This is a genomic window from Paraburkholderia oxyphila NBRC 105797 (genome assembly GCF_000685075.1).
Classification (GTDB): Bacteria; Pseudomonadota; Gammaproteobacteria; order Burkholderiales; family Burkholderiaceae; genus Paraburkholderia; species Paraburkholderia oxyphila.
In genome coordinates this window covers 1-17,897 of sequence record NZ_BAYD01000157.1, presented here as the reverse complement: position 1 = coordinate 17,897, position 17,897 = coordinate 1, and the positions used below count along the sequence as shown (strand labels likewise).

Genomic DNA, 17,897 nt, shown 5'->3' with positions numbered 1-17,897 from the left:
CGGATGCCCCGGAGCCGCTCCGATTTACAGGGCAGTGGGGGACGGCGTCACACTAGCGGTGTGAGCCGCTTTCTTTTGCCTACTTTTATTTGCGGCTGCAAAGAAAAGTAGGTGCCGCCCCGCACAGGGGCAACGCCTGCGGCCCGCCGCGAAAACAGGTTAAGGCTAAAGCCTTAAAAGCAACATCAGCGTTTGATATTCACGCGCCGCATCTTCCGATACAGCGTATTACGCGTAACACCGAGCGCGTTAGCCACTTCGCTAACATTCCACCGATGCGTATCGAGTAACCCCATAAGCGCTTCGCGCTCGGCCAGCAATATTGCATTGAGAGGCTCGCATTCTTCGTCGCTCTCATCGATCTGATCAATATTGCCGCCCGCATCGGACCTCATCGCGCCCGGCGCGCACGCACCGGCATCCCCTCGCTGCACAGCGGGCAACCCCACCCCCGCACCTCGCACAAGATCCGCAGGCAAATGCGCGGCAGTAAGCTCCGGCCCCTCGCACAGCGCGGCCGCCGTCCGCAACACATTCCGCAATTGCCGCACATTCCCGGGCCAATGACTGGCCAGCAAAATCTCCCTGGCATCCTTGCCGAGCATCGGCGCCACCTCATTATCCTGCTCAAGCAGATGAAGCATCAGCGCCAGCTTGTCCTCACGCTCGCGCAGCGGCGGCACACTCAGCGCAACACCGCTCAACCGGTAATAGAGGTCTTCACGAAACTGCCCGCTAGCAACAAGCGCGGCCAAATCGCGATGACTCGCGCTAACGAGCTGGAAATCCACTTTAATGACGGCCTCCGAGCCCAGCGGCGTCACTTCGCGCTCCTCGAGCACACGCAACAGCCGCGCCTGCAGCGCAAGCGGCATATCGCCAATCTCGTCCAGAAAGAGCGTGCCGCCGTTGGCCTGGAGGATCTTGCCGCGTCGCCCCTCACGCTGCGCGCCCGTGAATGCGCCCGCGCGATAGCCAAACAACTCGCTCTCGATCAGATGCTCGGGCAACGACGCACAGTTGATCGCGACAAACGGCCCTTCGCGGCGCGCGCTAGCGGCGTGCAGCGCGTTGGCGAAGACGTCCTTACCCGAGCCCGTCTCGCCGCGCACGAGCACCGCAATGCCGCGATCGATCACGCGTTCACCGAGGCTCAGCTGGCTCGCGAGATGCGCGTCGCCAAACTCGACACGCGGGCCGCCCTGGCGCGGGCCTTCAGAATTGCGCGCGCGGTTGCGCGCGCCCTCGCGGCGCAGCGCGGCCATCTCACGCTCTTGCGGCGCCTGGGGTTCCTGCGCGGCTTGCGTCTGTGCGCGAGGCCGGCCCACGCTTGCTGCGGGCTGCTTGAGCGGCGCCTGCGCAACAGCGAAGAAGCGGTTCGGCGCATGGGCGCGATACACCGCCACCGGGTGAAACGAGCTCTGCACGCTGCGCGCAACGAGGTCCGCGAGCGTGGCGTTGAAGAGATCGGTGATGCGCTTGCCGGCGATCTCGGCAAGCGTGCCAAAGCCGAGCTGGAACAGCGCGCTGCGGTTCGCGCCGAGCACGAGCCCGCTCTCGTCGATCGTGAGCTTGCCGGCGTGCAGCGTATTCACGAATTCCGGGCGGCTATGAAAATGCACCATGTGCGCCTGCGTGTGGCGCGCGTCGAGCAGACGGTTCTCGATCATCTGCCGCGACATGCCCACGAGCACGAGCGAATGCTGTTGCTGCAGCTGTGAGCGGCTCGTCACATCGAGCACCCCCGCGAGCACGCCGCGCTCGTCGAACACGGGCGCGGCCGAGCAGGTGAGGGCGGCATAGCGCGAGAAGAAGTGTTCGTGCTGGCGCACGGCGAGCGCTTCGCCTTCGGCCAGGCACGTGCCCATGCCGTTGGTGCCCGCTTCGCGCTCGCTCCAGAGCGCGCCCACGCAAAAGCCCCAGTCTTCCACTTGCTCCGCGAAGCTCGTCGAGGACACCAGATGCAGGATCACGCCGTCCGCGTCGCTCAGCACGACCGCGAGATCGGCGTCGCCCAGTTGCTGATAGAGCGTCGTCATCTCGAGCTTCGCGCAGCCGATCAGATCCGCCTGGCGCTCGCGGCGCTGCGCGAGCTCGGCGCTCGTGAGCACGGGCGGCGGCCGGCACGTGTCCGGGTCGAGCCCGTAGTCGTTCAGGCAGCGCGTCCACGAGCGCACGATGGCCGCGCTCGGCTCGTAATGTCCGAGCCGCTGGCGCAATACGCCGTCGACGCCGCTCGCGCGGGCAGGCCGCTCAATACATTCTTCGGCATATTGGGTTGACTGCATGACACGTGTCTCCGGAGTCTTCGACTGCCATTCATGGGCACATCGACGGTCGCATCACCGTTGAACGGCGGCGCTGCGGCCAGCTTGTGTCCAATTATTTGCAGTCAAATATCCAGTGACAATTCGCCTTATGGGGCTACCCCCTTGTGGGTAGCCGCGTGTCATGCAGCCGTTCCGGACTCTGGCAGGCGCGAGGGGACAGTGGCGTTTCAGCGCTCGCGCGAGCCGTGCTCGTGGCGCCATACCACGGCTTCGAGGCGCGAATGCAGGTCGAGCTTGCGCAACACGTGCTTCACGTGGACCTTGACGGTGCCCACGCTGATGCCGAGCTTGCGTGCGATGACTTTGTTGCACATGCCCTCGACGAGGTAGTCGAGTACCTCGACCTCGCGCGCGGTGAGGTCCGATTGCGCGGCCGGCATGCGCTGGCCGCCCGAGAGGGCATGCACGAGGCTGCCCGTGACCGCGTCGCTGAGCACGGCGGCGCCCGCCAGGGCTTTCTGCAGCGTGACGCAGAGGTCCTCGGGGTCCATGTCCTTGAGCAGGTAGCCGTGGGCGCCCGCGCGCAGCGCGGCGACTACGTCGCGTTCGTGGTCCGAGACGGTCAGCATGATGAAGCGCGCGTTCACGTCGGCATCGCGCATCAATTGAAGGGTCTCGATGCCGCTCACTTCCGGCATGTTCAGGTCGATCAGCACGATCTCGGGCTTCAGGCGCGTGGCCATCTCGACCCCTTCGCGACCCGAAGCGGCTTCGCCCGCGATCGAAAATAGCGGATTCATCTGGATGAGCTGCGCGACGCCTTTGCGAAAGAGGGCATGGTCGTCGATAAGCAGAACGGTATGGGGGGGCATGGAGCTTCCTTGGCGCGTTAACCAGACTACCTGTCTCTACTGGAACGGCGTGATCCGTGTCTTGACGCGCATGTCTGCGTCATTGCATATGCACAGCAGGCACAGCAGGCACAGCAGGCACAGCAGGCACAGCAGGCACAGCAGGCACAGCAGGCACAGCAGGCACAGCAGGCACAGCAGGCACAGCAGGCACAGCAGGCACAGCAGGCACAGCAGGCACAGCAGGCACAGCAACCGGATCTTTTCTTGATTAGAGGTTCAAGTCTACGCGTGGATACCCGATGGACAAAATTCAATCGTAAGAAAAAAAACGGGCTGGCTCATGGCAGGCCAGCCCCAATCTCTTCTCACTTCCCCCGCAATGCTCTGTTACGCCTAAAAGTGACTGCGCAATTCCTCCGCGATGTCGAAGATGTCACCGACGATGCCGTAGCGCGCGATCGTGAAGATCGAGGCTTCGGGGTCGGTGTTCACGGCGATGATGTTGTCCACGTGCTTCATGCCGGCCATGTGCTGCACCGAGCCCGAGATGCCCATCGCGATGTACATCTTGCAGGCCGCCGCGGTCTTGCCGGACTGCCCCACCTGATGCGCTTTCGGCAGCCAGCCCGAGTCGGCGATCGGGCGCGAGCAGCCGAGCGTGGCGCCCACGGTCTCCGCGAGCTCGCGGAATTGCTCGACGTGCGTTTCCTCGCCGATGCCCCGGCCGACCGAGAGGATGAATTCGGCGCCCGGGATGTCGACGTCGCCGCTCGCCGCCGGCTCCTCGAACGCGAGGTGCCTGCTGCGCGGCGTGAGCGCCGGCGCGGCGAAGGTGCTCACGGCGGGACTGGCGGCGGTTTCGGGCGACTTGAAGGCGCCGGGGCGCAGCGTCACGATCGTGGTCTCCTTGCCCGGAAACTCGATCTCCATGTTGACCTTCTGCCCGTAGCCCGAGCGCGTCGCGAGCCAGTCCGCGCCGTCGCGCGCGAGCCCGAACGCGTCGGTCGTGAATCCGTAGTTGCCCTTGGCCGCGAGCGGGGCGGCATAGCCGAGCGTGTCGATCGTGTGTGGCAGCAGCACGAGCGAGGGCTTGCGCGCCTCGATCAGTGCACGCGCAACGTTTTCGTAAACTTCGGGGTCGAAGGCGTCGGCGCTCGTCTCCACGGTGACGATTTCGTCCACGCCCGCGAGCTTGAGGCTTTCCACCCAGGCGCTGGGCTGCGCGCCCAGCACGGCGACCGTGACCGCTTCGCCGCTCGCGGCTTTCGCCTGCGCGGCTGCGCCGAGCACTTCGAGACTGACCGGGCGCAGTTGCCCTTGACGGTGTTCTACCAGGACCAGAATGCCGCTCATTTCGTTTCTCCCCTGAATTCCTTGATCAGGCCTGCCAGGCGTGCCGCCTGCTCGGCGGGCGTGCCCTCGATCATCTGCGCGCGGCCCGTGGCCGGCACATAGACGCGCCGGATCCGCGAGAGCGATCCCGCCGCGCCAGTTTCGCTGGCGGCAAGGCCGAGCGCGTCCGGCGTGAACGTTTCGATGGGCCGCTGCGCGGCCTGCTTGATGCCGCGCAGCGACGCGTAGCGCGGCGTGTTGATGCCGAGCTGGATGGTCAGCACGGCGGGGCACTGCACTTCGACGGTGGCGTACGAGCCGCCCTCGAGCTCGCGGCGCGCGGTGGCCGTCTTCGCGCCCGGAGCGTAATCGAGCCCGGCCACCACCGCCGCGTGCGGCCAGTCGATCAGGCCCGCGAGCGCCATGCCGGTCACGCCATAGGCGTGATCGGAGGCCTGCACGCCCGCGAAGATCATGTCCGGCGCTTCCTTGCGCGCGAGCGCGGCCAGCACGCGGGCGATGGCGACCGGATCGGCGTCTTCGAGCTCGTCGCTCCAGATCCGTATCGCGCGGTCCGCGCCTTTCGCGAGGCACTTGCGCAGCTCGTCGTCGGCGCTCTCGGGGCCGACCGTGGCCACCACGATCTCGACGTCGCCGTTCGCGCCCTCCTTCAGGCGCATCGCTTCTTCCAGTGCGTAGTGGTCCCACTCGTTCAGGTCGAAGACGTGGAAATCGGCGCTGACGTCGCGGCCGTCGTCGTTCAGCTCGAAGTCTTCATCGAGCGAGGCGACCTGCTTGATTGTGACTAGTATTTTCATCTTGACTCCATCGTGTTCGTCGGACAGGGCGAATCGTGTTGCGTGTCTTGCTCGTGTAGCTCGTCTTGCAGTGCATCGTCATCCAGCGGATAGGGGGAAGCGGCAGGGGGCGGCGGCGCTCCGGCAGCGGCGGACACGACCGGGCCCAGCGCGCGCCCGAAATAACCGAACAGGCGCGCGCGGGCCTCGCGGTCGGGGTCGAAACGCATGCGCCAGCGGTCGGCATCCGTGAGATTGGGGTGTTCGAACACCAGCACGCGGTGCAGCGGGTAGGGCTCGTGGCGCAACTGCAGCAGCACCCGCCGCGAGGCCTCGCGATTCAGGATCACGCCGCGGCGCACGTCCGCGACGGGGTGGGCGGCGAGCCGCGCGAGCTGTGCCTGCGGGGTCGCGGGATGGCGCGCGATGCCGGAGAGCACGTCGACGTCTTCGTCGGCGGCGAGGCGGCGCAGCAGCGCGCCCGGCAGGTCCTCGCGCATCGCGACGCCCGCGCGGACCCACGGCACCGGGTCGCCGGCCAGTTGCGCGACGAGGCGCGCCGGGCAGTCCGGGTGGCGCGCCACCGCGCGGCGCACTTCGGATTCGGCGTCGTTGACGAGCCGCTCGAGCCACTCGGCCGGGCAGGCGGGGTTGCGCGCGAGCGTGCGGCGCACCCACGGATCGTCATTGCCGATCAGCCACTCGACGACCTTGAGCGGCAAGTCGCGGCGCGTGGCCACCACGCGTCGCACGATGGCCTGCGCATCGAAGCACAGCCCGATCAAGGCGCCGGCGGGCGTGTTCGCATTGAGCGCGGCGGCGCGGCGCACGCCGGGGTCTTCGTCGCGGGCGAGCTGCGCGAGGATCGTGGCGGGCGCGCGCGCCTGGAGCGCGAGGCTGCGCCGCTCGGCCGGCGACGAGGGCAGCGTGTGCAGCAGCGTCTCGGGGCAGCACGGATGGCGCAGCACCTGGGCGCGCACCGCGCTCGTGTGCGTGCTCTTCCAGAGTTGCAGCAGCGTTTGCGGATCGGTCGCCAGATGGATCGCGAGCAGGCGCTGCAGCACGGCAATGCCGCGCTGCTCGACCAGCGTGAGCAGCTCCGAGGGCACGCCCACGTTCTCGCACAGCGCGCGCAGCACGTCGAGGTCCTCGCTTTGCGCCGCGAGCGTGGCAAGCAGCGCGCGCGGCGCTTGCGCGTGGCGCGCCAGCAGGCACGCGAGGCGCGGTGCGGGGGCGTCGTGCGTGTCGGCGAAACGCGCGAGCGCATCGCCGGGCGTGGCGGGGTTTCTCGCGAGGCGCAACTTCAGCGTCTCGTCACGGTTCGCCGTCGCGAGCCGCGCGAGCTCGGCAAGCACCGCGCCGTGGGCGAAGGTGCAGGCCGCGAGCGCGAGGCAGTCGCGCCGCGCCACGAAGAGCCGCGCGCCGAGCCGCTCGCGGTCCGCGTCGTCCGCGTGCGGGTAGAGCGCGGCGGCCGCGTAGATGTCGTCGGCGGCCAGCGCGAGCTCGACCAGCTCGCGCCAGTGCCGGCGCATCGTCGGCGTGCGCGCGCGCCGCGGCCTTGCGCGTCGCTCGTGCGCCTTGTGCGGTTCGCGCGTTTCGTGCGACTCGTGCGGTGCGTGAGTCTTTTCCATCTCGTGCGTCCCATGCCTCGCGTGCCTTCCGTGCATCGCGTGCGCGCGGTCTTGCGGGGTGGCGGTGCTGGGCGTCATCTCGGGCAATCCTCGCCGGGGCTCAGGTAGCGATCGGGCAACATCAGGCAGCGGCGATGGCGCGCACGTCGCCAGCGGGACCCGCATCGTCGTCGGCGGCCTCCGCGAGGCTCTCGGCGATCAGCTCGATCAGCTCGCGCACGACGAATTTGCCTTCGTAGCCGCTCGTCTTCAACGCGTCCTCGAACATCGTCAGATCCTTGGGGCAGCAGACGACGAACACCTCCAGTCCTTCGATACGCGCGGCCTCGTGCATGCGGTTCTGCGAGGGCTTTTCCTTGCCGACCGGATCGCTCATCCAGATCCGGCCGCCGCCGGCGCCGCAACAAAACGAGTTGTCGCGCGAGCGGGGCATCTCCACGAGATCGCAGCCGATCGCCGCGAGGATCTGGCGGGGCGCGTCGTAGCCCTTGTTGAAGCGGCCGAGGTGGCACGGATCATGGAAGGTCACGCGGTAGCCGAGCTTGCGCTTCACTTTCAATACGCGTTCGGCGAGCATGCGCGCGACGAGGCTCGTGTAATGCTCGATCTCGTACTTGCCGCCGAAGTCGGGGTACTCGTTGCGGATCGTGTTGTACGAGTGCGGGTCGGTCGTCACGATGCGGCGGAAATTCGACTGCCCGAGCATGGCGATGTTGTTCTCGGCGAGCAGTTCGTAGAGCCCTTCCTCGCCCACGCGGCGCACGTCGTTGCCCGCGTTCGACTCGCCCTCGTAGAGCAGGCCGAAATCCACTCCGGCGTTGTGCAGCAGCGTGGCGAAGCCTTGCGTCACGCGCTGGTTGCGCGGATCGAACGAGGCATAGTCGCCGACGAACCACAGCAGATCGACACTCTCCTTGCGCGCGTCCTTGATCTGGAAGGGCAGCGGCTTGGTCCAGGCGGCGCGCTTGCGCTTCGATTCGTTGAACGAGTTGCCGTTCTTGTGGATGGCCTGCAGTGTCTTTTGCACCTGCGGTTCCATCTCGCCGTCCTCGACGAGCTTGCGGCGCATCTGCACGATGATCGGCACGTGCTCGACGGCCACAGGGCAGATCTCGACGCAGGCCATGCAGGTGCGGCACGACCAGACGGTTTCCATGAACACCTGGCCGATGCCCTTGCCATGCACGTCGAGCTTCACTTCGTCGGGCAAGGTGTTCTTCTGCAGCGCCTCGTTGGCGAACTCGCGCAGCGAGAGAATCACGTCGCGCGGCGAGAGCGGGGCGCCCACGGCGTTCGCGGGGCAGGCCTCGTGGCAGCGGCCGCACTTCGTGCAGGCGTCGAGATTGAGCAGGTGCTTCCAGGTGAAGTCGGTGATGGTCTTGTAGCCCACCCGCTCGCTGCCTGCCGGCGCGCCTTCCACGACCTCGGCGGCCTCGATGCGCGGCAGGCGCTGTGCCGCGAGCGGATCGCGAATCATGAGCGAACCCGAGGCGGTGAAGATGTGCTTGACCTTCGTGTACGGAATCAGCGCGATGAAGGTGAGCGCGAGCAGGCCATGAAACCACCAGAGGCCGGTGCGCATCACGTAGGCGGCCGAGGCGCTCACGCCCACGCCCTTGAAGATCTCGGCGAGCAGGGCGGCCACCGGCGACCACCAGCGCGTGTCCCACACCACCGCGCGGTCTTGCAGCCAGACGAGGCGCAGCCCGCTCAGCACGAAGCCGGTGATGCCGATCAGCACGAGCGTCCAGAGGAACGCCCAGTCTTCGCGGCGGTAGCCGCTGCGGTCGTAGTCGGGGTCGCCGGGCTGGCGGTCGGGGCGCTTGTAGTCGAGCTTGGGCGGCTTGATCCAGCCGCGGCGCGCCATCATGTAGATGAGCCCGGCGATCATGGAGACGCCCGCCACGTTCATCACGAGCTTGAACAGCAGATAGAAGTCGCCGTTCCAGAAGTGAAAGCCGAGAAAGCGCGCCGTGATGTCGTAGTCGACGGTGACGGTGGCGGTGCCGAGAAACAGCACCGCGAAGCCGTAGAAAATCATCCGGTGCGCGCGGCCCGCGGCGGGGTCGCGGCGCGCGACGGTGCGGTGGCTCAGCACCACGCGCACCATGTCCTTGAAGCGCGCCTGCAGATCGATCTTGCCGAACGACTTCGACAAGGGCTGCCCGCGCCGGTATTTGCGGATCTGGACGTAGACACCCCACGCGAATACGCCGACGGCCGTGAGGCCGATAAGATAGAACAGCGCGATCGCAAACGACGGGAAGCCTTCGAACAGGATGCGCGTGACGGTCGCGGGGTCGAAAGTCGCTGGGGTCTGCATGGCTCGTCCGTTTGATGAATGGGGGAAAGGGGTGCGCTTATTTCAGGCAAAGCGCGCCCGTGCCAGGCCGTCGAGCGCGCCTGACGAGGCCACTGCGCCGTGGTGCCCGGCGATGCGGGCGCCATGGCGGCGGGGCGCGTCCCGGCCTGACGTCGGTCCGCAGTGAGTGCTTGAGCACTGACTGCGGTCCCACGCAGAGCGCCGGGCGAGCGCCGCCTTTTTACTTCTTGTAGACGATCTGGTAATTGCCTTCGGGCAGGTGCGGCGTGCCCCAGACCGCCACTTCGCGCTTGTACGGCAGCGGGAACTGCGGGTTCGCTTCCTCGATCTCGCGCGCGACGCGGTGGCCCGTGAAGGTCGCGTCGGCGATCAGGCGCGGTGCTTCGGCGTCGCCGATCAGGTATACCCCCTTGACGCCCTTGCTCTCCCACTGGTCCTGCTTCGCCTTGATCTCGCGGTAGAGCGTGTCGTTCGAGCGGCGGCCCGTGACGAGCACGAGCGAGTCGAACTCGAGCCAGCGGTGGGTCTTGTTCGCGTCGCGCGGCAGTTGGCCCGCGCCCCGGTAGGTGCGCTTCGAGCCATCGCCCCAGATGTTGTAGATCTCGATGCGGCCCTTCTCGATGCGGCTCGCGAAGTGGTCGCCCAGCTCGGTCACGTGCAGCTCATGGAGCCGGCGCATCATGTTCGGATACTCGAGCGTGAAGTGCATGTAGTTCGCCAGATGCACGCCGCTCACGATCGTGACTTCGTGGCCGGCCGCCGCGAGCTTCTCGGCGAGGCTCGGCGCCATGAAGTAGGTGTCCGCGTTGAGGATCACGACGCGCTTGCCGATCGGCTTCTTGCCGCCGAGCACCTGCTCGGGCGTCAATTGATCGGGCTGCGAAGCATCGGCGCCGGGGATCGGATCGTGCGTGAGGCAGTTGGTGCCGTCGCCGACCCAATGCGAACCCGTGGCGATCACCACTTTTTCCGCGCCATAGTCGAGCACATCATCGGCGGTGAGCGGCTTCACGCCGAGCGCGAGCTGGCTCTGCTTGTTCTTCTTCAGCAGCTTCGTGATCTGCGTCTCGCGATAGTCGCGGTGGTAGCCCCATTCACCGAGGCCCGGCAGCGTGACGACGCTGTTCAGATGGCCGCCGATCTTCTCCGCGCTGTCCACGAGGTGGACCGTGTAGCCGCGCTGCATCAGCACGCGTGCGCATTCCGAGCCCGACGGGCCCGCGCCCACCACGAGCACCGAGTCGTTCGACTTGCATTCCTCGAATTTTTCCGGGTGCCAGCCGCGGCGATACTCTTCGCCGGCCGTGGCGTTCTGCGTGCAGATCATCGGCGGGCCGCCGATTTCCCAGCGCGAGATGCAGACGTTGCAGCCGATGCACACGCGCACGTCGTCGACGCGGCCTTCCTCGATCTTCTTCGGCAGGAACGGATCGGCGATCGAAGGCCGTGCCGCGCCGATGATGTCGGCATAGCCCTTCGTGACGATCTCGGTCATCTTCTCCGGATCGGTGAAGCGGCCCACGCCGAGCACCGGCTTCTTCGAGACCTGCTTGATGAACTTGGTCCACGGGACCTGATGGCCTTGCAGATAGAAGCGCGACGGGCCGGCGTCCTCGCCCCACTCGGCGATGTCGCCCACGTCCACGTCCCACAGGTCGACGAGCGAGTCGGCCATTTCGACGAACTTCATGCCGTCCTTCTCGACTTCGACGCCGCCGGCGCCGTAGAGCGAGTCCACGGCGAAGCGCGTGGCGATCGCGCAGTCGCTGCCCACGGCGCGGCGCACTTTCTCGAGCGTTTCGAGCCAGAAGCGCGCGCGGTTTTCGAGCGAGCCGCCGTAGCCGTCGGTGCGCTTGTTGTAGTAGGGCGAGAGGAACTGCAGCGGCAGATACGAGTGCGCGCCGTAGACGTAGACGATATCGAAGCCGGCGTCGCGTGCGCGCAGCGCCGCCTCGACGTAGTACTGCTGCACGTCGCGGATGTCGTCGAGATCCATCTCCTTGCAGTACGTGAGCGTTTCGAACTCCGAAGCGTACTGGCTCGGCCCGCGCGGCGTGGCGCGGCTTTCCATGCAAGGCGCGTGCGCGCCGCCGTACCACATTTCGATGCCGGCGAGCGCGCCATACTTGTGGACTTCCTCGGTCATCGCGCGCAGGTTGCGCACGTCGCCTTCGTCCCAGATGCGTGCCGAGAGGCGGTGCGTGTCGTCCGACTCGGGATGGATCGAGCAATATTCGGTGTTCATCGCCGCCCAGCCGCCTTCGGCCTTCATCGAGCGGTGCGCGGCCTGGAAGCCGGGCAGGTTGCTGCCCGCGCCAATGCAGTGCGGGACTTGATAAAAGCGGTTGCGCAACGTCTTCGGGCCGATCTGGATGGGCTCGAACAGCACGTCATAGCGGGGATCGCGGGACATGGGGACGTATCTCCTGATGTGTTTAATGTGCTTGTTGGGCTACGTGAGTCGAGGGTGGGGCGAGGTTGAGTCGAAACTCAGGCCGCCACGCGGGTGCGCACGCGTTGCGGGTCGTAAAAGGGCGTGCGGGTGACGGTGCCCGAGAAGGTGCCCGAGGCGTCGCGAATCTCGACCTTGGTGCCGAGCGCCGTATGCGAGGGCTTCAGGTGCACCATCGCGAGCGACTGCATCAGATACCGGCTGAACGTCGCGCTCGTCACGACGCCCACCTGCTCCTTGCCGATGAAGATCTTCGCGCCGGCCGCCACCGCGCCGTCGTGCTTCACGAGCACGCCGGCCTGCTTGAAGCGCTCCTTGCCGCGCGCATTGAGCAGCGCCGCCTTGCCGATGTAGTCGCCGGGCTTCTCGACGTCGATCATCCAGTCGAGGTTCAGCTCCCACGGCGTGACGTCGCCCTCGGGCATGTCGAAGGGGTAGAAGAGCAGGGCGGCTTCGATGCGCGCGAGCTCGAGCGAGGTCCACGAGGCCGGCACGATGCCGAGCGGCTTGCCTGCCTCGAGAATGGCGTCCCACAACGCAATGGCGTCGTTCGCGCTGCACGAGACTTCGAAGCCCTGCTCGCCGGAATAGCCGCCGCGCGAGATGATGATCTTGCGGTCGAACAGCTGGGTTTCGACGTGTGCGAAATACGGCAGCTTCGCGAGATCGATGCCGATATGGGGCTGCAGGATGGCCGCGGCGCGCGGGCCTTGCAGCGAGAGCATGTGCACGTCGAAGTCTTGCTGCCATTGCACGTCGCGGCCCTGCGCGGCGCGGCGCAGATGGTCCTGGGTCGTGCCGCCGCCGTGCGAGATGCGGTATTGATTCGGCGCGTCGCAGATCACCATGAGGTCATCGCACACGACGCCGCGTTCGTCGACTTCCGCCGCGAGGCGCGCGGTGCCGGGCTTCAGCTTCGTGACGTCGATGGCGCAGATGCTGTCGATCACGGCGCAGGCATCGGGGCCGCTCACGCGAAGGATGTTCAGCGCGCTGATATCGTAGAGACCCGCGGTGGAGCGCACGGCGACCACTTCGTCGTTCGGGTCGCTGTTGTAGTACCAGGGCAGCGGCATGTCGTTCCACATATCGCCGTCCAGCTTCGAGCCCAGTTCGCGATGGCGGATATTCAGAATTGATTGCCTTGTCATAGCGTTTTCCCGAGGTTGAGAGTCTTGCGTGACTCACATGAATAAAGGCCGACGAAGCGGGGCCGGTAGGCCTTGACGAGGGCCGCTGGAGAGTCGCTGGATGGCAATCAGTCTGAGTCGTTAAAATCGGCGTCACAATCGCCCCGTGGCGCTACCTCCGAGTGGGTAGGCGTGCTACTTCGGCCCGCCGCGCGAACCTTTCAAATGCGCCGCAACACGGGCTTTCGCGTAAGCGTGCATATACCTTGAAAAGCCCCGCATGCCCGCCAGATGGACATTGCGCTGCATGGCGAGCGCTGGAATGCACCCTCCTGGGCGTAGCCGAGGGGCTACCCCCAATGAATCATTGCTCTCCCTTTTTTGCTCGCCGATTCTGTTTGTACAGATTCGCAGCCACGAATGCGCATGTCCGGCTCGGAGTCTTGAGTGAGAGATGGGCGTGATTTCGCCCGGTCTCTCATGAGGCTCTCACCGGCTGCGCGCTCACCTGACGTGAGGATCAACGGGCATGAACGGACCCAAGGCGATACCAGTACGCGTCGAACGTGTGGAGAGCATCACGGCCGATATCCGGCGCTTCACGCTCGTGCCGACGCAAGGCGGCTCCTTGCCTGCGTATTCCGCAGGCAGCCATGTTGTCGTGACCATGCGTGGGGAGGCGCGCACCTGGCGCAATGCCTACTCGCTGACGAAGGCGGCGGGCGAGCGCGACGCGTATCAGATCATGGTGCGCCGCGTACCGGCCTCGCGCGGCGGCTCGGCGTTCATGCACTCGCAGGTGCACGAGGGCAGCGAGCTCGAAATTTCGATGCCGTCGAACTTCTTTCCGCTCGCGCGCCTGGCGACCAAGCATGTGATCGTTGCGGGCGGCATCGGCATCACGCCGTTCCTCTCGATGCTGCCGGAGCTGGCCGCGAGCGGCGCGCGCGTGGAGATGCATCTGTGCTGCCGCCCCGAGGACGCCGAGGCGCTGGAGGCCCTGATCGCCGAGCGCATCGTGGGCGGCGTGGCCATCTACACCGACCTGCAGGATGTCGAACCGCGCTTTGGCGAACTGCTGGCGGCGCAACCGCCCGGCACGCATCTCTATACTTGCGGTCCGCTCGGCTTGATGGAAGGGCTCGCCCAGGCTGCGCGCGCGCGCGGCTGGCCCGAGAGCCATTTTCACCAGGAGAGCTTCGGCGGCGCGTCGCACGGCGAGCCGTTCGTCGCGGTGCTCGCGAAGAGCGGCTGCGAGGTGGCGGTAGGCGCCGACCAGAGCCTGCTCGAAGCACTGGAAGCGGCGGGTATCGACGCGCCGTACATGTGCCGCGGCGGCGCGTGCGGCACCTGCTCGCTCGAAGTGCTGGAAGGCGAGCCCGAGCATCGCGACTTCTTCCAGAGTGCCGCTGAGCGCGCGACGAACTGCAACGTGCTGCCTTGCGTGTCGCGTGCGCGCAGCGAGCGTCTCGTGCTGAACATCTGACGAATACGAGGAAGCCCAACGCCATGTCCATCGCCTTCAAGCCCGACGAGTCGTTTCGCGACGTCTACACGTATCGCAACAGCGAAGAAGCCATCCTGCGTTTTCCGTTTCCATTCCCGGAAGACCGCTACATGTATTCGGTCAATATCGAGCCGCACACGAGCGGCGCGCCCGGGACGGTGCTTCGGGCCGCATTCGATATCGACGAGCACTACATTGCCGAATGCCGCGACCGCGCGCTGACACTCGAACACGACCCGCTGCGCTGCCAGGTGCTGGACCACATGGATGCCGCCCAGTGGGACACGCTCGAGCTGATCATGGAAAGCCTCGCGCACGATTACCCCGAGCATTTCCAGCTCGAGCGCGACGGCACACGCTGGAACTGGACCAACCGCCCGCTCGGGCTCACGCAATCGTTCGTGTTCGGCGACGCCGACACGCTGCCGTGCCCGCCGTTCGAGTACATCACGCGCCAGGCGCAGGGCGACTACGTCCTGCTCGATCATCGCGAGGACAACCTGTTCATGGACGGGGGCATGGTGACGACCCAGGCGGACTGGTCGCTCGACTTCGACCTCGGCATGAGCTTCATGGAGTGGCACGGTCCCGTGCCGCTTGCCCATCAGGCCGGCATCTTCGAGCGCGCGCTGAAATTCTTGTTGCGCCTGCAATCCGGTGCGCCGGTGCGGCGCCTGAACTGGACGATGACGGTCAATCCGCGTCTGGACACCTCGCCCGAGCACTACCCCGAGTGGGGCCCGGACCGCGCGAGCATCACGCCGGAGAACGTCGGCGGCAAGCTGCATTTGCGCGTCGAGCTGCAGACGCTGTTCAGGCTGCCGCGCAGCAACGCGATCCTGTTCGGCGTGCGCTGCTATCTGATCGGCCTCGACGAGCTCGCGCGGGTGCCGAAATGGGGCAAGCGCCTGCATCGCGTGCTGAGCACGCTGCCGCCCGAGCTTGCCGAATACAAGGGGCTGGTGCGCTATCGCGAGACGGCGTGCCAATGGCTCGCGCAGTTCGACGACGGCGCACCGACCACGCCCGGCACGCAGTCCGAGGTCGACCGTCTGAGCCCGCCGCTCGACGAGTCCCAAGCACGGGCGAGTTTCGCCGGGTCCTGAGTTCTTCGTGGTCATGCCGCGTGCCGTGTCCGGCGCCGCGCTTTACGCGGCGCCGGTCTACGGTGCGCGCCATGGCGGCGGTCGCATCTCCTGAGTTCCGTATTCCTGCCGCCACCCAGCGGTCCCTCATCAGAGAAAGGAAGAGATCTATGAATACGATTACCGAAGATGTCGTTGTCGAACCGGAGGGTTCGTTACAGCGCAAAATCAGTTGGACCGGCGCATTCTGGGTGGCCAGCGGAGTGCCGGCGCTGGTGCTGTTCTCGATCGGCTCGATCGCGGCAACCGTCGGCAAGCTCTCGTGGGCCGTCTGGATCATCTCGATCGGCCTCGGCTTCATCCAGTCGTTCTCGTACGCGGAGATCGCGGGGCTCTTTCCGCACAAGTCGGGCGGTGCGTCGGTCTACGGCGCCATCGCGTGGGTGCGTTACTCGAAGCTGTTCGCGCCGCTCTCGGTCTGGTGCAACTGGTTCGCGTGGTCGCCCGTGCTCGCGATTGGCTCGGGGCTCGCGGCGGGCTACGTGCTCTCGGTCCTCTTTCCCGCGGACTCCGCCATCAATACCTGGCAGATTACGCTGGTGAGTCTGGACTGGCTGCGCACCGGCCTGAGCTTGCGTATCAACGCAACGTTCATACTCGGCGCCGCCATCCTGCTCGTCACCTTCGCGATCCAGCACCGCGGCATCCTGAACGCCGCGCGCATCCAGACCATTCTTGGCGTGGCCGCGCTGATTCCGCTGATTCTCGTCGGCACGGTGCCGCTCTTTACCGGCGACGTGCCCTTGCACAACCTGTTTCCGCTGGTGCCGTTCGCGAAGGACAGCGCAGGGCAGATCATCGACGGCACATGGGACCGCGCGGCGGTCACGCTGATGGCGGGGGGCCTCTTCGTGGCCGCCTGGTCGACCTACGGGTTCGAGACAGCCGTCTGCTATACGCGTGAGTTCCGTGACCCGAAGGTCGACACGTTCAAGGCCATCCTGTACTCAGGCCTCCTGTGCATCTTCGTGTTCACGGTGGTGCCGCTCTCGTTCCAGGGCGTGCTCGGCCTCGGCCATATGGTTTCGCCCGACGTGAAGGACGCCGCTGGCAACGTAGTGACGCCTGCGGTCTATAGCGGCATGCTTTCGCCGGACATCTACAGCGGCTCGGGCGTGGCGAAGGCGATGGCGCCCATGATCCACGGCGGCCTGCTGGTCGAGCGCGTGCTGGTCGTGATGCTGGTGCTCGCACTCGTGCTCGCGATCATGACCTCGATGGCGGGCTCCTCGCGCACGCTGTATCAGGCCTCGGTGGACGGATGGCTGCCGAAGTATCTCTCGCACGTGAACGAGCACGGCGCGCCCACCCGCGCGATGTGGACCGACCTGTGCTTCAACCTGATCCTGCTCTTGATGTCGGACTATGTGTTCGTGCTGGCCATGTCCAATGTCGGCTACATCATCTTCAACTTCCTGAACCTGAATTCCGCGTGGATTCACCGTCTCGACCGCCCCGACTGGAACCGGCCGTTCCGCGCGCCCAACTGGCTGATCGTGCTGGGCACGCTGTTCTCGTTCGTCAATCTCGCGCTGATGGGCATGGGCGCGGACACCTGGGGCAAGGGCACGCTGGTTTCGGGCCTGTGCTTTGCCGCGCTGATCCTGCCGGTGTTCCTGTTCCGCCACTACGTGACTGACAAGGGGCATTTCCCCGACACGATGAAAGAGGACATGGAGTTGCTCAGCAACGGCAAAGTCGCGAAGCGCGCTGGCATATTGCCTTACTTGACCATCGCGGCCGGCGTAGCTGTGGTTGTGGTCACCCATAGTCTCGGTGTCTACTGATACTCATGCCAACGGAGGGCGCCCCGATGATGACCTCGCTTAACAAGAGCCGCCCGGAGTACGTGCCGATTCAGGCCGACCCGCAGGGCACGCAGCACTGGTTCCTGACCTCGGGCGCCACCGAGGCCGATCGTGATCGCGTGTTGAAGGTGTTGGGCACGCTGGGCAGCGTGCCGGTCGAAGTCTGGTCTGTTGATGGGGACCTGGCGCAGGCGGGTGCGGGCGGTGTTTGCGCGTTGCCTCACGCGGTGGCGCGGCACTTTGATGGCGAGGGCGAGCTGCTTGGCGCGCTCGGTGAAGCGCTGCGCGGCGCGCGGGTCGGGATTCGGCTTTATGCGCTCGGGACCGAGCCTTTTATCTGGTCGGTGCGGCAGGTTGCCGAGCGGGGCGGTGTCGCGCCTGAGGCGGTGAAGGTGGAGCATAGCGGGAGCCTGCAGCGGCGTGTGTATTGCATTCACTGTCGCTCCATGAGCGAAGGCGTGACGACCAATGTGACGCCGTGCACGGGCTGTGGCAGGAAACTGTTCGTGCGCGATCACTTTTCGCGGAGACTGGCCGCGTTTATGGGCGTGCAGGCCGATGCTGAAGTGCCTGGGGAGCTTCCGGCAGTTGAGCAGACCTGGTTGTGACAGGCCGATTTCTGGCGTTGGCCTTAACTTGGTTTCGCGG

At 66.1% G+C, this 17,897-nt stretch carries 13 protein-coding genes; 4 read left to right on the top strand and 9 right to left on the bottom strand.

Features of this window, described 5'->3' with window-relative positions; genetic code table 11:
* Positions 1–185 precede the first annotated feature (185 nt).
* The 9 genes from BO1_RS45165 to BO1_RS45125 form a co-directional block, all read right to left on the bottom strand.
* Positions 186–2,288 carry a sigma-54-dependent Fis family transcriptional regulator gene (locus tag BO1_RS45165; protein WP_052409840.1) on the bottom strand — a complete coding sequence of 701 codons (2,103 nt, stop codon included), beginning with the start codon at positions 2,286–2,288 and terminating at the stop codon, positions 186–188.
* A gap of 209 nt (positions 2,289–2,497) precedes the next feature.
* Positions 2,498–3,142 carry a two-component system response regulator NarL gene (gene narL, locus BO1_RS45160; protein WP_028223208.1) on the bottom strand — a complete coding sequence of 215 codons (645 nt, stop codon included), beginning with the start codon at positions 3,140–3,142 and terminating at the stop codon, positions 2,498–2,500.
* Between the two features lie 36 nt (positions 3,143–3,178).
* Positions 3,179–3,376: a hypothetical protein gene (locus tag BO1_RS60840; protein WP_028223207.1), complete on the bottom strand. Its 198-nt coding sequence runs from the start codon at positions 3,374–3,376 to the stop codon at positions 3,179–3,181.
* Between the two features lie 141 nt (positions 3,377–3,517).
* The gene (locus BO1_RS45150; RefSeq protein ID WP_028223206.1) at positions 3,518–4,477 is read right to left on the bottom strand and encodes an electron transfer flavoprotein subunit alpha/FixB family protein; all 960 of its coding nucleotides are present in this window, start codon (positions 4,475–4,477) and stop codon (positions 3,518–3,520) included.
* Positions 4,474–5,274 carry an electron transfer flavoprotein subunit beta/FixA family protein gene (locus BO1_RS45145; protein WP_028223205.1) on the bottom strand — a complete coding sequence of 267 codons (801 nt, stop codon included), beginning with the start codon at positions 5,272–5,274 and terminating at the stop codon, positions 4,474–4,476. Before BO1_RS45145 ends, BO1_RS45150 begins: the two co-directional genes overlap by 4 nt.
* Entirely contained in the window at positions 5,271–6,884 is a 1,614-nt protein-coding gene (locus BO1_RS55480) for a hypothetical protein (protein ID WP_052409839.1), read from the bottom strand. Before BO1_RS55480 ends, BO1_RS45145 begins: the two co-directional genes overlap by 4 nt.
* A 121-nt stretch (positions 6,885–7,005) precedes the next feature.
* Positions 7,006–9,207, bottom strand: coding sequence for a heterodisulfide reductase-related iron-sulfur binding cluster (locus tag BO1_RS45135; protein ID WP_028223204.1), 2,202 nt, complete (start codon positions 9,205–9,207; stop codon positions 7,006–7,008).
* Positions 9,208–9,427: 220 nt separating this feature from the next.
* Positions 9,428–11,620, bottom strand: a complete 2,193-nt coding sequence (locus BO1_RS45130; protein ID WP_028223203.1) for an oxidoreductase — start codon at positions 11,618–11,620, stop codon at positions 9,428–9,430.
* A 77-nt stretch (positions 11,621–11,697) separates the two neighbouring features.
* Positions 11,698–12,810, bottom strand: coding sequence for an aminomethyltransferase family protein (locus BO1_RS45125; RefSeq protein WP_028223202.1), 1,113 nt, complete (start codon positions 12,808–12,810; stop codon positions 11,698–11,700).
* Positions 12,811–13,318: 508 nt separating this feature from the next.
* On the opposite strand from BO1_RS45125, the gene BO1_RS45120 reads away from it, so the two are divergent.
* The 4 genes from BO1_RS45120 to BO1_RS45100 all read left to right on the top strand — a co-directional run bounded on the left by BO1_RS45120 (position 13,319) and on the right by BO1_RS45100 (position 17,857).
* The gene (locus BO1_RS45120) at positions 13,319–14,275 is read left to right on the top strand and encodes a PDR/VanB family oxidoreductase (protein ID WP_028223201.1); all 957 of its coding nucleotides are present in this window, start codon (positions 13,319–13,321) and stop codon (positions 14,273–14,275) included.
* A 23-nt stretch (positions 14,276–14,298) separates the two neighbouring features.
* Positions 14,299–15,402 (top strand): heme-dependent oxidative N-demethylase family protein, encoded by a 1,104-nt coding sequence (locus BO1_RS55475; RefSeq protein WP_043289000.1) that lies wholly within the window; start codon positions 14,299–14,301, stop codon positions 15,400–15,402.
* Between the two features lie 149 nt (positions 15,403–15,551).
* Positions 15,552–17,228 (top strand): APC family permease, encoded by a 1,677-nt coding sequence (locus tag BO1_RS45105; protein WP_028223200.1) that lies wholly within the window; start codon positions 15,552–15,554, stop codon positions 17,226–17,228.
* A gap of 26 nt (positions 17,229–17,254) precedes the next feature.
* The gene (locus BO1_RS45100; RefSeq protein ID WP_245644086.1) at positions 17,255–17,857 is read left to right on the top strand and encodes a dimethylamine monooxygenase subunit DmmA family protein; all 603 of its coding nucleotides are present in this window, start codon (positions 17,255–17,257) and stop codon (positions 17,855–17,857) included.
* Positions 17,858–17,897 lie beyond the last annotated feature (40 nt).

What these genes read in the sequence shown, in the direction of transcription:
- BO1_RS45165 (WP_052409840.1), bottom strand. Translation starts at nt 2,288, where the DNA reads ATGCAGTCAACCCAATATGCCGAAGAATGTATTGAGCGGCCTGCCCGC.
- narL (WP_028223208.1), bottom strand. Translation starts at nt 3,142, where the DNA reads ATGCCCCCCCATACCGTTCTGCTTATCGACGACCATGCCCTCTTTCGC.
- BO1_RS45150 (WP_028223206.1), bottom strand. Translation starts at nt 4,477, where the DNA reads ATGAGCGGCATTCTGGTCCTGGTAGAACACCGTCAAGGGCAACTGCGC.
- BO1_RS45145 (WP_028223205.1), bottom strand. Translation starts at nt 5,274, where the DNA reads ATGAAAATACTAGTCACAATCAAGCAGGTCGCCTCGCTCGATGAAGAC.
- BO1_RS55480 (WP_052409839.1), bottom strand. Translation starts at nt 6,884, where the DNA reads ATGGAAAAGACTCACGCACCGCACGAGTCGCACGAAACGCGCGAACCG.
- BO1_RS45135 (WP_028223204.1), bottom strand. Translation starts at nt 9,207, where the DNA reads ATGCAGACCCCAGCGACTTTCGACCCCGCGACCGTCACGCGCATCCTG.
- BO1_RS45130 (WP_028223203.1), bottom strand. Translation starts at nt 11,620, where the DNA reads ATGTCCCGCGATCCCCGCTATGACGTGCTGTTCGAGCCCATCCAGATC.
- BO1_RS45125 (WP_028223202.1), bottom strand. Translation starts at nt 12,810, where the DNA reads ATGACAAGGCAATCAATTCTGAATATCCGCCATCGCGAACTGGGCTCG.
- BO1_RS45120 (WP_028223201.1), top strand. Translation starts at nt 13,319, where the DNA reads ATGAACGGACCCAAGGCGATACCAGTACGCGTCGAACGTGTGGAGAGC.
- BO1_RS55475 (WP_043289000.1), top strand. Translation starts at nt 14,299, where the DNA reads ATGTCCATCGCCTTCAAGCCCGACGAGTCGTTTCGCGACGTCTACACG.
- BO1_RS45105 (WP_028223200.1), top strand. Translation starts at nt 15,552, where the DNA reads ATGAATACGATTACCGAAGATGTCGTTGTCGAACCGGAGGGTTCGTTA.
- BO1_RS45100 (WP_245644086.1), top strand. Translation starts at nt 17,255, where the DNA reads ATGATGACCTCGCTTAACAAGAGCCGCCCGGAGTACGTGCCGATTCAG.